General features: G+C 63.3%; 12 protein-coding genes. 9 read left to right on the top strand and 3 right to left on the bottom strand.

What is annotated here, in order from left to right; all coding sequences use genetic code 11:
* Positions 1–61: 61 nt before the first annotated feature.
* Positions 62–805, bottom strand: a complete 744-nt coding sequence (locus tag BW967_RS15360) for a phosphodiester glycosidase family protein (RefSeq protein ID WP_083952286.1) — start codon at positions 803–805, stop codon at positions 62–64.
* Positions 780–1,220, bottom strand: a complete 441-nt coding sequence (rbfA, locus tag BW967_RS15355; RefSeq protein WP_076485971.1) for a 30S ribosome-binding factor RbfA — start codon at positions 1,218–1,220, stop codon at positions 780–782. Before rbfA ends, BW967_RS15360 begins: the two co-directional genes overlap by 26 nt.
* Positions 1,221–1,314: 94 nt before the next feature.
* Between rbfA and dapB the strand changes: the two genes are divergently transcribed.
* On the top strand, positions 1,315–2,124 hold the full coding sequence (gene dapB / locus BW967_RS15350; RefSeq protein WP_076486024.1) for a 4-hydroxy-tetrahydrodipicolinate reductase: 810 nt from the start codon (positions 1,315–1,317) through the stop codon (positions 2,122–2,124).
* An 88-nt stretch (positions 2,125–2,212) separates the two neighbouring features.
* On the opposite strand, the gene BW967_RS15345 is transcribed toward dapB, so the two are convergent.
* Entirely contained in the window at positions 2,213–2,392 is a 180-nt protein-coding gene (locus BW967_RS15345) for a DUF1674 domain-containing protein (RefSeq protein WP_083952285.1), read from the bottom strand.
* Between the two features lie 93 nt (positions 2,393–2,485).
* Between BW967_RS15345 and BW967_RS15340 the strand changes: the two genes are divergently transcribed.
* The 8 genes from BW967_RS15340 to mutL all read left to right on the top strand — a co-directional run bounded on the left by BW967_RS15340 (position 2,486) and on the right by mutL (position 13,013).
* Positions 2,486–3,751 (top strand): RsmB/NOP family class I SAM-dependent RNA methyltransferase, encoded by a 1,266-nt coding sequence (locus BW967_RS15340; RefSeq protein WP_076485970.1) that lies wholly within the window; start codon positions 2,486–2,488, stop codon positions 3,749–3,751.
* Between the two features lie 84 nt (positions 3,752–3,835).
* Entirely contained in the window at positions 3,836–5,590 is a 1,755-nt protein-coding gene (locus BW967_RS15335; protein WP_076485969.1) for a heparinase II/III family protein, read from the top strand.
* A 17-nt stretch (positions 5,591–5,607) separates the two neighbouring features.
* Complete coding sequence (gene purH / locus BW967_RS15330) at positions 5,608–7,194, top strand: bifunctional phosphoribosylaminoimidazolecarboxamide formyltransferase/IMP cyclohydrolase (protein ID WP_076485968.1); 1,587 nt, start codon at positions 5,608–5,610, stop codon at positions 7,192–7,194.
* A 7-nt stretch (positions 7,195–7,201) separates the two neighbouring features.
* On the top strand, positions 7,202–7,681 hold the full coding sequence (gene lspA, locus BW967_RS15325; protein WP_076485967.1) for a signal peptidase II: 480 nt from the start codon (positions 7,202–7,204) through the stop codon (positions 7,679–7,681).
* A gap of 75 nt (positions 7,682–7,756) precedes the next feature.
* Complete coding sequence (locus BW967_RS15320) at positions 7,757–8,308, top strand: DUF3035 domain-containing protein (protein ID WP_076486022.1); 552 nt, start codon at positions 7,757–7,759, stop codon at positions 8,306–8,308.
* A gap of 90 nt (positions 8,309–8,398) precedes the next feature.
* The gene (locus BW967_RS15315; RefSeq protein WP_076485966.1) at positions 8,399–9,781 is read left to right on the top strand and encodes a M16 family metallopeptidase; all 1,383 of its coding nucleotides are present in this window, start codon (positions 8,399–8,401) and stop codon (positions 9,779–9,781) included.
* A complete protein-coding gene (locus BW967_RS15310; protein WP_175610466.1) occupies positions 9,778–11,094 on the top strand; it encodes a M16 family metallopeptidase in 1,317 nt (438 codons plus the stop codon). The genes BW967_RS15315 and BW967_RS15310 overlap by 4 nt, the downstream gene beginning before the upstream one ends.
* Positions 11,095–11,141: 47 nt before the next feature.
* Positions 11,142–13,013: a DNA mismatch repair endonuclease MutL gene (mutL, locus tag BW967_RS15305; protein ID WP_076485965.1), complete on the top strand. Its 1,872-nt coding sequence runs from the start codon at positions 11,142–11,144 to the stop codon at positions 13,011–13,013.
* Position 13,014: the final 1 nt, after the last annotated feature.

Raw genomic sequence — 13,014 nt, 5'->3', positions numbered from 1 at the left:
TGCTCCCTTTTATGCAAGCCCGCCTGCTAGCGCTTGAAGGCGCGCGGGTCAATTGGGGCGCTTAGTCTTGGGCCACAAGCCCGACAATCGGCCCCATCGGCAGGCCGAAATCCGCCCGGCCCTGCGCCGGCACAAAAAGCCGCGAAATCGAGCCATCCAGATACAGCGCATTCGGCGCGCCAAGTTGGTCGCGGAAAAACCGCGCGAAGCGGTGAAAGTTCACCGGCTTGTCCGAAATCACGAACCACGCCGTCAGCCCATCCCCCGAAACACCGACACCATTGCGGATATAGGTGCTGTCACTCTCGGGCAGAAAGCGCGGATGCAGCGCGCCATCAATCACCAGCATCGGGCCGGATTGCGTGGCAAAGCGACAGGCAAGCGGGTTGGCGGCAAAGGCGCGGCTTTCGACCACCGCGAAACGATCAGAGATGCAAAACACCCCATTCGGCAACAGACCAAAATTGCCCGGCCCTTCATTGGTGACGATCCGGTGCAGTTCTTGCCCGTTTTCAATGTAAAGCCCTGCGGGGGAACGGTCGGGCGCATACATCCCGGCATTCATCGCAAAGACCAGTTGCTCATTTGGGGCGAGCGTGGCTTTCAAGCGCGGGATCGTCCCCAAAATATCGCCCGCATCGTCGCGCAACCACAGCCGCAGATCATCCCCCGCGCGCGCTTCGCACACGGTGAAGGGCGTGTCTTCAAAGGTCACGGTGTGGCAAGGGTCAGCCGCCAGCGCAACGCGCGGCACCACCAGCGCCAAGGCGGCAAAAAGCCTAGCCCAGATCGGCTTCATCTTCATCGTCGTCACGCGCGGCGATATCGCGCTGCACCGTTTCATCCGAGAAGATGCGCCGTGTCTCATCCAGCCGATCAAAGGTCTCGTCGATGCGGAAGCGCAGATCGGGCGCATATTTCAGCGTCATCGCCTTCGCCACATGGTGGCGCAGTTCGCCGGTGTTGCGGCGCAGCGCGGCCAGCATCGCCTCGGCGCTTTCCCCGCCGAGCGAGCCACCAAGCGGGGCGACATAAACGGTCGCCACCTTCAAGTCGGGCGAGGGGCGCACTTCGCCCACGGTGATCGAGATGCGATTCAGGTCCGGGTCATGCACCTCGCCGCGCATCAGCACGTCAGACAGGGTCCGGCGGATCAGTTCGCCAACGCGAAGCTGCCGTTGCGAGGGGCCATCGCCCGAATGGAAGCGGTTCTTTGCCATGCCCCGCACATAGTGCTTTCGCGCCTTGCCCGCAACGGGGCTTTGCCAATCGGTGGGTCACAGTCTAAAGACGGTCGAAACCATGGAGGGAAAGATGAGCGATTTGCCGGGCATCGTGATCACCGGAATTTCGGGGCGGATGGGGCAGATGCTTGCCAAGACCATCTCTGCCTCGGGCAAGGCGCAGGTGGTGGGCGCGGTTGAGCGCTCCGGCCATGACTGGGTGGGGCAAGATTTGGGCGCGGCAATGGGTGGCGCGGAAACGGGCGTGATCGTGACCGATGATCCGCTTGAAGCCTTTAAAAATGCGCAAGCGGTGATTGACTTTACCGCCCCCGCAGCGACGCTCGAATTCGCGAAATTTGCCGCGCAGGCGCGGGCCGTGCATGTGATTGGCACCACCGGGTTTGAGCCGGGCCAGATCGCAGCGCTGGAGCCTGCGTCGCGCCATTCGGTGCAAATTCGCGCGGGCAATATGAGCCTTGGCGTCAATCTTCTGACCAAGCTCGCCAAAACCGTGGCGCAAGCACTCGACGCAGATTGGGATATCGAGGTGGTCGAAGCGCATCACAACCGCAAGGTCGATGCGCCGTCGGGCACGGCCCTGATGCTCGGCCAAGCGGCGGCGGATGGCCGGGGCATCTCGCTCGAGGGCAATACCGAATCGGGGCGCCACGGCATCACCGGCACGCGTCAGCCCGGCGCGATCGGCTTTTCGGCCATTCGCGGCGGCGATATTGTGGGCGAACATGATGTGATTTTCGCGGCTGCAGGCGAGCGGATCGTGCTGCGCCATATCGCAACCGACCGGGTCATTTTTGCGCGTGGCGCGCTCAAGGCCGCGCTTTGGGGGCTCGATCAAAAGCCCGGCCAATATGACATGATCGACGTGCTGGGGCTTTAATCTTTAAGGCCCTGCTTTCGACTTTGTTGAAATATCCTCGGGGGTCCGGGGGCAGACAGCCCCCGGCGGGTGCCAAAAGCGCCACCGCTTAAAAGTCGATGGCGATGCCTTTTTTCTCCCAATCGCCGTAGCGCACGGGTTCCGGCCCGTCGCGGCCCCCAAGTTCGGGCGGCAATTCAAGCGCTTTGGCCGCTTTGCGGCGTTCTTCGGCTTCGGCCAGCGCGCGGATGGCGGCGGGCGGCAGCTCCTTGCGGTCTTCCTCGCTCATGCGGGTCTCCGGCTTTGCGTTTGGGGTCGGCCCTGTTATAGGCCGCGCATCCCGGCACAACAAGCGCCCGGCAAAACGCGCAAAGGACGCGCTATGGCAAGCATTGATCCGGCCCGCCGTGCGGCCGCTGCCCTGTTGGTGGGCGTCTTGGAAGAACGGCTCACCCTTGCGGAACAAGCCGGCGAATTGGCCGCGCTGCCGCCGCAAGACCGCGCCCGCGCGCAGAGGCTCGCACTCGCAACTTTGCGCAACCTGCCGCGCGCCGATGCGATGCTGAAACCGCATTTGCGCAAAAAGCCCCCGGCGGATTTGCTCGCCGTGCTGCGGCTCGGCACGGTTGAGATTTGCGCGCTGGACGCGGCCCCGCATGGGGTGGTGGATGCTTTGGTGACGCTGACCCATTCCGGTGGGCGCCGGGCTGAGGGTTTTGCGGGGCTGATCAATGCGGTTTTGCGCAAAGTCGCGGCAGATACGGCACGGTGGCAGCGGCTTGATCCGCCCGCCTTGCCCGGTTGGCTGCGTGGGCGGCTAATGTCGGCCTATGGCAAAGTGGCAGTGATGAAGATGGAAGCCGCGCATCATGCAGGGGCGCCGGTGGATCTTTCGGTGAAGGCCGATGCCGCCGCTTGGGCGGAAAAACTTGGGGCGGAGCTTTTGCCCACAGGGTCACTGCGGCTGGCGCAAGCGGGCCAGATCACTGACCTGCCGGGCTATGCGGCGGGAGATTGGTGGGTGCAAGATGCCGCTGCAGCGTTGCCCGCGAAACTGCTGGCCGCGCAGCCGGGTGAAACGGTGTTGGACCTTTGCGCCGCGCCGGGGGGCAAAACGCTGCAATTGGCCGCGATGGGGGCCGATGTGACCGCGCTCGATATTTCCGCTCCGCGGCTGGATCGGCTGCAAGAAAACCTTGCCCGGTGTCAGGTGACGGCGAAAACCGCGGTGGCAGATGCGCTGGAATGGCAGCCTGAGGCGCCCTTTGATGCGATCTTGCTCGATGCGCCCTGCTCGGCCACGGGCACGATTCGCCGCCATCCCGATCTGCCTTTTGTGAAGGACGCGAAGGGGATCAAGGAGCTGGTGGCGCTGCAGGCGCAACTGATCGACCGCGCTTTGGGCTGGCTCAAGCCCGGCGGGCGGCTGGTTTATGCCACCTGCTCGCTTTTGCCCGAAGAGGGCGAGGCGCAGCTTGCCGCCGCCTTGGAGCGCCATCCCGATTGGCGAATCAATGCGCCCGAAATCGCGGGCATCGACCCGGCATGGATCACCGACCAAGGCGCTGTGCGGCTGCGGCCCGATACTTGGCCCGAGCGCGGCGGGATGGACGGCTTTTTCATGGCTGTGCTGAAACGCGCGACCTGAGGCATAAAACTATCCGATGACAGGCGGCGGGGGCGGCACTATGGTGCGCGCAATCTCAACAACGGGCCTTAGGGCCGAGCGGGCATGACAGGCGGCGGGACATCTTCCAAAGGCGCGCCTCGGGGGCGTTTCACAGCGGCGTTTGACCGCTTGGCCGCCTTGCGCGCGGCCCGTGCCCGCCCGGCCACCGGATTCGTCAGCCAGCCTGAACCGCGCACGATTGGCTCTTTTGCCCGTGGGCGGCAGTTGATCGCCGGTAATTTCCTGTTTGCGGGGTTCTTGGTCGAGGGGCCGGGGCTGTCGATCTGGGACTTGCCGATGCCGGACCCAAGCTTTGAAGAAGCGCTGCACGGCTGCACTTGGCTCGATGATCTTGCCGCCGTGGGGGACCGCCCGGCGCGCGAGCGGGCGCAAGAATGGGTCTTTGACTGGATCACCCGTTTTGGTGCGGGCCGTGGGCCGGGCTGGACGCCCGATTTGACCGGGCGGCGGCTGATCCGGCTGATCAACCATGCGATCTTTTTGCTTAATGGCCGCGACAAAGCGCAGGCGGAAGCCTTCTTCCGGGTGCTGGGGCAGCAGACGCTTTTCTTGGCACGGCGCTGGCGCTCGGCCAGTCCCGGTCTGCCGCGGTTCGAGGCGCTGACGGGACTTATTTACGCAAGCCTTGCCCTCACCGGGATGGAGCAGCACGCCAATGCCGCGGCAGAGGCTTTGGCGGCCGAGTGTCGCGCGCAGGTGGATGCGGGCGGCGGCATTCCGACCCGCAACCCCGAGGAATTGCTTGAGGTCTTCTCGCTCCTGATCTGGGCCTCTGATGCGATGACACAAGCGGGGCGCACCGCGCTGCCTGCTCACCAAGCCGCGATCGCACGGATTGCGCCAACCTTGCGCGCTCTGCGCCATGCCGATGGCGGCTTGGCCCGGTTCCACGGTGGCGGGCGGGGGCTGGAAGGGCGACTGGATGCGGCGCTTGCGGCCTCTGGCGCGCGTCAGGTGCCGCCCAAAGGCTTGGCAATGGGCTTCGGGCGGCTGCATGCGGGGCGCTCCACCTTGGTGATTGATTCTGCGGCCCCGCCGCAAGGCCCGGCCTCGGCGAATGCGCATGCCTCGACGCTGGCATTTGAGCTCACCTCGGGCCGCTGGCCGCTGATCGTGAATTGTGGGTCTGGCGCAATGTTTGGGCCAGAATGGCACCGCGCGGGCCGCGCCACGCCCAGCCATTCGACACTGGCGCTTGAAGGGTATTCTTCTTCCCGCCTTGGCCCCGCAACTCGCAGCGGTTCCACCACGCGCACTTGGCTCGATGAAACCCCGAAAGAGGTTTGGATGCGCACGGAAACCGATCCGGCGCGCCATGCCCTCTTTGGCCATGATGGCTATCTTTCCACGCATGGGCTGACACATGTTCGCGAGCTCGAACTCGGGGCCGATGGCAATATGCTGACGGGCACCGACACGCTTGGCGCGATGGCCCCGCCCGACAAAGCGCGGTTTGAAAAGCTGCTTGAGGCCGATGCGCTGCGCGGCATCCCGTTCAAAATCCGCTTCCATCTGCACCCCGAAGTGGATGCCGCTTTGGATATGGGCGGTTGGGCCGTTTCGCTGGCGCTGAAATCCGGCGAGATTTGGATTTTCCGCTTCGATGGGCCGGTTGATCTGAGCCTTGATCCCTCTGTCTACCTTGAAAAGGGGCGTCTGCGACCCCGTGCCACGCAACAGATTGTGCTTTCGGGCCGCTTGCAGGAACCGATCAGCCAAATCAACTGGACCTTGGCCAAGGCACAGGATACCCCCTCCGCCAACGGCGGCGCTGCACCGCCTTCTTCCGACACCTGATCAAAGGACCTGCCACCGTGACCAGACCCGTCCCCCTGACCCGCGCCCTGCTGTCTGTCTCCGACAAGACCGGGCTTGTTGATTTTGCCCGTGCGCTGGCCGCGCGTGGGGTGGAGCTGCTCTCGACCGGCGGTACCGCGAAAACGCTGCGCGAAGCGGGGCTGAATGTGCGCGACGTGGCCGATGTCACGGGCTTCCCGGAAATGATGGATGGCCGCGTGAAGACCCTGCACCCCAAAGTGCACGGCGGTCTTTTGGCGCTGCGTGACAACAAAGAGCATGTCACCGCGATGGAAACCCACGGCATTGAGGTGATCGACCTGCTCGTCGTGAACCTTTACCCGTTTGAGGCCACCGTCGCCAAAGGCGCGGCTTATGATGATTGCATCGAAAACATCGACATTGGCGGCCCGGCGATGATCCGCGCGGCGGCCAAGAACCATGCTTTCGTCGCGACCGTGGTCGATGTGCAAGATTACGATGCGGTGCTGGCTGAACTGGATGCGAATGACGGCGCGACCACGCTCGCCTTCCGCCAAAAGCTCGCGCAAATCGCCTATGCCCGCACGGGGGCTTATGATGCGGCGGTTTCCACTTGGATGGCGGGCGCGATTGGCGAAGAAACGCCGCGCCGCCGCGCCTTTGCCGGTGAGCTGGCGCAAACCCTGCGCTATGGTGAAAACCCGCACCAATCCGCCGCCTTCTACCTTGATGGTTCGGGACGCCCGGGCGTGGCCACTGCCGCACAGCACCAAGGCAAAGAGCTGAGCTACAACAACATCAACGACACCGATGCCGCCTTTGAACTGGTGGCTGAGTTTGACCGTGCCGCGCCCGCTTGCGCGATCATCAAACACGCCAACCCCTGTGGTGTGGCGACCGGTGCCACGCTGACGGAAGCCTATACCCGTGCCTTCGATTGCGACCGCACCTCGGCCTTTGGCGGGATCATCGCGCTGAACCAAGTGCTTGATGCCGCCACGGCGGAAGAGATCGTGAAGATCTTCACCGAGGTCGTCATCGCGCCTGAAGCGACGGATGAGGCGAAAGCCGTCTTCGCTGCCAAGAAAAACCTGCGCCTGCTGACCACCGGCGCGCTGCCGGACCCGAAAGCCGCGATCACCACCTATCGCCAAGTGGCGGGTGGTTTCTTGGTGCAAGGCAAAGACAACGGTGCGATCACGCTCGACGATCTGAAGGTCGTGACCGAACGCGCGCCCACCGAGCAAGAGTTGAAAGACCTGCTGTTCGCTTGGAAAGTGGCCAAACACGTCAAATCGAACGCGATCATCTATGTCAAAGACGGGGCCACCGTAGGCGTAGGGGCCGGCCAAATGAGCCGCGTTGACAGCACCCGGATCGCCGCGCGCAAATCGCAAGATATGGCCGAAGCGATGGGCTTGAGCGCGCCGCTCACCCAAGGCTCGGTTGTCGCCTCGGATGCGTTCTTCCCCTTTGCCGATGGTCTGATCACGGCGGCGGAAGCGGGCGCGACGGCGCTTATCCAGCCCGGTGGGTCGATGCGCGACCAAGAGGTGATCGACGCCGCGAACGAGCGTGGCTTGGCCATGGTCTTCACCGGCATGCGCCACTTCCGCCACTGAGCTAAACATGCGTTTGCTCGGCTGGACCAGTGCAACGATCCTGATGCTCGACCAAGTGTCGAAGTATTACGTCGTGCATTGGTTGGGTTTGGACCGGGTTGGGGCGATTGATGTCGCCCCGCCTTGGCTCAACCTGCGCATGGCGTGGAATCGCGGCGTCAACTTTGGTCTTTTCGCGGGCGATGATACCATCACGCGCTGGGTGCTGATTGGGGTGGCGCTGGCGATCTCGGCTTGGGTGCTTGTGTGGATCGGGCGGGCGCCGCATCAGCGCCGCGTGCATTTGGCGGCGGGGCTTCTTGTGGGCGGTGCGCTCGGCAATGTGATCGACCGGCTCGCCTATGGGGCGGTGGCCGATTTTCTCAATATGTCCTTGCCGTTCTGGCAAAACCCCTATTCCTTTAATGTTGCGGATATCGCAATTTTTGCGGGCGCGGCGGGGCTTGTGCTTTTTACCGGGGACGGCCAAACGAAACGCCAGGGCTAAGCTGGCTTTCGGGCGTGACGCGGCGGCGGTGATAGGCTAAGACGGGGCAATAACTTGCTATCTATGGGGTGGCTCATGCGATCGGTGACGAACACGCTCGGGATTGCGCTTGTGACGGCGCTGGCCTTGGCTGGCTGTTCGCGTGCCGAAAAACAGCCGCAGCTTATGCATCTGCGCTCTGCGACTTCGGGGCCCGATGAATTCGGCATTCTGCCGACCAAGCCGCTTGAGATGCCCGAGGATTTGGCAATGCTGCCGGACCCGACGCCGGGGGGCGCCAATATCGCCGACCCGACCCCCGAAGCCGATGCTGTCGCCGCGCTCGGCGGCAACCCGGATCGTCTGCGCGCTGGCAGCGTGCCACGTGGCGACGGGGCACTTTTGGCGCAAGCTTCGCGGTATGGCACATCTGCCGATATTCGTGCCCAACTGGCGGCTGAAGATCTTGAATTCCGTCGCAAGAACGATGGGCGGCTCTTGGAGCGGCTCTTCAACGTGAACGTCTATTACAAGGCCTATGAGCCGATGTCGCTCGACCAAGCGGCTGAACTGGAGCGCTGGCGCCGTGCCGGATTGCGCACGCCTGCCGCGCCGCCCTCGGGCGTGGCGCAGGACGCTTTGCCGTAACGCGCGATCAAACCTGCGTCAAAGTTGATGCATCGCGGTTGCCTGCCCGCCCGGCGCCACTAAGTTGAGCGCAACCCTAGGGAGGTTTTCATGCGCGCCGCTTTCGCTGCCCTTGTTTTGGCTGTCTTCGCCACCAGCGCATCTGCTGCGCCTGTGACCCATTTCACCCTTGCCAATGGCCTTGAAGCGGTGGTGATCGAGGATCACCGTGCCCCGGTTGTGGTGCAGATGGTCTGGTATAAGGCTGGCTCTGCCGATGAGATGCGCGGCAAATCCGGCATCGCGCATTACCTTGAACATTTGATGTTCAAAGGCACCGACACGATGGCGGCGGGCGAGTTGTCGAAGACCGTCTCGGCCAATGGCGGCTCGGACAATGCCTTCACCTCGTATGATTACACCGCCTATTACCAGCGCATCGCAGCGGATCGGCTGGAGCTGGTGATGAAGATGGAAGCCGATCGGATGCGCCATCTGCGTATTTCTCCCGATGATTGGCAGACCGAACGCGATGTGATTTTGGAAGAACGCGCGCAGCGCACCGACAGCGATCCGAGCGCGCTTTTGCGCGAACAGATGCGCGCGGCGCAGTTCCTCAACAGCCCCTATGGCACGCCGATCATCGGCTGGCGGCAAGAGATGGAAGCGCTGACCCGCGATGACGCGCTGGCATGGTACAAGCGCTTCTACGCGCCGAACAATGCCGTGCTGGTGGTGGCCGGGGATGTCACGCCCGAGCAAGTGCGCAGCTTGGCCGAGGAATATTATGGCCCGCTCGCGCCTTCGGCCGATACTCCGCCGCGTGCCCGCCCGCAGGAACCCCCGCAACGCGCCGAGCGTCGGATGATCTACCGTGATGCGCGGATTGCCCAGCCTTACCTGATGCGCAGTTATCTCGCCCCGGAGCGAGACCCGGGCGATCAAAAAGCGGCTGCCGCGCTGACGATTCTGTCGGAAATTCTGGGCGGTAACGCCGCGACTTCGGTCTTGGGGCGCAAGCTTTTGTTTGAAACGGGCGATGCGATCCATGCGTCGGCGGGCTACGACGGGATGGCAATTGATAAAACGACCTTCTCTCTCGCGGCGATGCCCGCGAAAGATGTGAGCCTGCCGGAACTGGAAGCCGCGCTCGATAAGGCGCTGCAAGATTTCCTCGCCGCAGGCATCGACCCGGCGCAGTTTGAGCGGATTCGCACCCAAATTCGTGCCAGCGAAGTCTATGAGCAAGACAACACCCAAGCCCTCGCCCGCCGCTATGGCGAGGCGCTGGCCTCGGGGTTCACCATTGCCGATGTGCAGGGCTGGCCCGCCGCGCTGATGTCTGTCACCCCGGAAGAGGTGATGGATGCTGCGCGCACGATCTTTGACCCGGCGCGCGCGGTGACTGTTTATGCCGAACCCGCCCCGGCACCGATTGTTCCGGTAGTCGCCCCAGCGGTTGACCCCGTTCTGTCGCCGGAGGTGGCACAATGAGCTTTGTCCTGCGCTTGCGCTTTGCGGCGCTCACCCTGATCGCCTGCCTCCTCGCTCTGCCCGCGCAGGCGATTGAGATTGAAGAGGTCACCTCCCCCGGCGGCATCCACGCTTGGCTTGTGGAGGCGCATGACATCCCTTTCACGGCGCTTGAAATCCGTTTCCGGGGAGGGGCGAGCCTTGACGCGCCGGGCAAGCGCGGCGCGATCAACCTGATGACGGCAACGCTTGAGGAGGGCTCTGCCGATCTTGATAGCCAAGGCTTTGCCGCTGCGCAGGAGGCTTTGGCCGCCACCTTCCATTTTGATGTGGATGATGATGCGCTTTCGGTCTCGGCGCGGATGCTGAGTGAAAACCGCGCCGCTGCGGTCTCGTTGTTGCGCGGCGCATTGGTTGAGCCGCACTTCGACCAAGCCTCGGTGGACCGGGTGCGCGGGCAGGTGCTGTCGATCATCGCCTCTGATGCGCAAGACCCGAACGCCCTTGCGGGGGAAGCTTTCCGCAAGCTTGCCTATGGCGATCATCCCTATGGGTCTTCGCTCAATGGCACGACCAAAAGCGTGCAGGCGCTTACCCGCGAAGACATGTTTGAGGCGAAAGCCCGTGTCATGGCCAAAGATCGGCTGGTGGTTTCCGCCGTGGGCGATATCACGCCCGAGGAATTGGGGCCGCTTCTCGACACATTGCTGGGCGATTTGCCCGAAACCGGGGCAGAGATGCCGCCGCGCGCGGAATTGGGTCTAAGCGGGGGCGTGACCGTTGTCCCCTTTGATACGCCGCAATCGGTGGTGATCTTTGGGCAAGAGGGGATCGCGATGGATGATCCCGATTTCTTCGCTGCTTATGTGCTCAATCAAATTCTCGGTGCGGGCGGCTTTTCTTCGCGCCTTATGGACGAGGTGCGCGAGAAACGCGGCCTGACCTATGGCATCTATACCTATCTCGTGCCCAAGGATCTGGCCGAGACATGGCAGGGCAGCTTTGCATCTGCCAATGAAAAGGTCGCCGAGGCGATCGAGATTGTGAAGGCCGAATGGGCACGCGCGGCTGCGGGTGCGGTAAGCGATAAAGAGCTGTCCGATGCCAAGACCTATCTGACTGGGGCCTATCCGCTCCGGTTCGACGGCAATGGCAAGATTGCTGATATTTTGGCGGGGATGCAGCTCAGCCATATGCCGGTGGATTACATCAACACCCGCAATGCGCAGGTTGAGGCGGTGACGGCAGAAGATGTGGCCCGCGTCGCGCAGCGCTTGTTGAATGCGGAGGCTTTGCGCTTTGTTGTGGTGGGCCAGCCTGCTGATCTGAAGTAATTCCGAATCTCTTTAGGCCCTTTCTGCCTTATGCTATCCCTAGTGGAATGAACGCAGAACCCCGCAAGATAGGCGCGAGCGAGCGCCCCGTGATCCGGCAGCTTGATGAAGCTGCCGCCAACCGTATTGCGGCGGGCGAGGTGGTAGAACGCCCCGCCTCTGCCGTGAAAGAGCTTGTCGAAAACGCGCTTGATGCCGGGGCAAGCCGGATTGATGTCGCCTATGCCGATGGTGGCAAAACGCTCATCCGCATCACCGATGACGGCTGCGGGATGACGGCGGAGGATTTGCCGCTTGCGCTTTCGCGCCATGCGACCTCCAAGATTGACGGGACCGATCTGCTCAACATCCGCAGTTTTGGCTTTCGCGGCGAAGCTTTGCCCAGCCTTGGGGCGGTGGGGCGGCTCACCATAACCTCGCGCGTCGCGGGGGAAGAGGCGGTGCAAATCACCGTGTCAGGTGGCGCGATGGGCCCGGTGAAACCGGCGGCGTTGAGCAGCGGCACCGTGGTTGAACTGCGCGACTTGTTCTACGCCACCCCGGCACGGCTCAAATTCCTGCGCACCGACCGCGCCGAGGCGCAGGCAATCTCGGACGTGATCAAGCGGCTTGCGATGGCGGAGCCTTACGTCAGCTTTACTCTGCGCGAGGTGAAGGGCGAGACGAGCCGCGAGATTTTTCGGGCCGATGCCGAACAAGGCGAGTTGTTCGATGCGCTTTCAGGGCGTTTGGGCCGGGTTCTGGGCCGCGCCTTTGCCGAAAACGCCGTAGCGCTGGATGCGGAGCGCGAGGGGATCAGGCTCACGGGCTACGCCGCTTTGCCGACCTATTCGCGCGGCGCGGCGGTGGAGCAGTTTCTTTTCGTCAATGGCCGCCCGGTGCGGGACCGGATGCTTTTGGGCGCTTTGCGTGCCGCTTATATGGATTTTCTGTCGCGTGACCGGCATCCGGCGGCGGCGCTGTTTCTCACCTGCGATCCCGAGCGGGTCGATGTGAACGTGCACCCCGCAAAGGCCGAGGTGCGCTTTCGCGAGGCCGGCGTGCCGCGCGGGTTGATCGTGACGGGCATTCGCCACGCATTGGCGCAGGCGGGGCATCGCGCGTCTTCGACCGTGGCCACGGCAACCCTTGGCGCGATGCAGCCCGAACCTACGGGCCCACCGCGCATCTATCAGATGGATCGGCCAAGCTATGGCGCGCGGCAAAACGCCTATGCCGCGCAGATGCCGCTTCATAGCTTTGACGAGGCGCCACAGCCCTTCACCGGACCCACGCCAGACCCGTTCACCCCAAGCGCGCGGGTGGAGCCGGTGCCAGAGGCGACGCCCGAACTCACCCGCCAGCCCTTGGGGGCCGCGCGCGCGCAGGTGCATGAAAATTACATCGTCGCGCAGACCGAGCGGGGCATGGTGATCGTGGATCAGCATGCCGCGCATGAACGGCTGGTCTATGAGCGGCTGAAAAAGCAAATGGCGCAAAATGGTGTGGCGGCGCAGGCGCTGCTCATTCCAGAGATCGTCGAATTTTCGCCCGCGGATGCGGCGCGCTTGCTGGAGGCGGCAGACGATCTGCAACGCCTTGGCCTGACGATTGAGCCCTTTGGCGGTGGCGCGGTGGCTGTGCGCGAAACCCCCGCGATTTTGGGCGAAATTGATGCAGGCGCGCTGTTGCGCGATGTGCTCGATGAACTCGCCGATCAAGGCGAAAGCTTGAAGCTGCAAGCCCGCATTGAAGCGGTTTTGTCCCGCATGGCCTGCCACGGCTCGATCCGCTCGGGCCGTCAAATGCGGGTTGAGGAAATGAACGCGCTTTTGCGCGAAATGGAAGCCACGCCGCATTCGGGCCAATGCAACCACGGGCGGCCCACCTACGTGGAATTGAAGCTGTCCGATATCGAGCGGCTGTTCGGGAGAACTTGAA

It is taken from the genome of Rhodobacter aestuarii (assembly GCF_900156655.1).
GTDB classification, from domain to species: domain Bacteria; phylum Pseudomonadota; class Alphaproteobacteria; order Rhodobacterales; family Rhodobacteraceae; genus Rhodobacter; species Rhodobacter aestuarii.
Note: the sequence above shows the minus strand (reverse complement) of the source record. Positions and strands in the feature narration are given on the sequence as shown.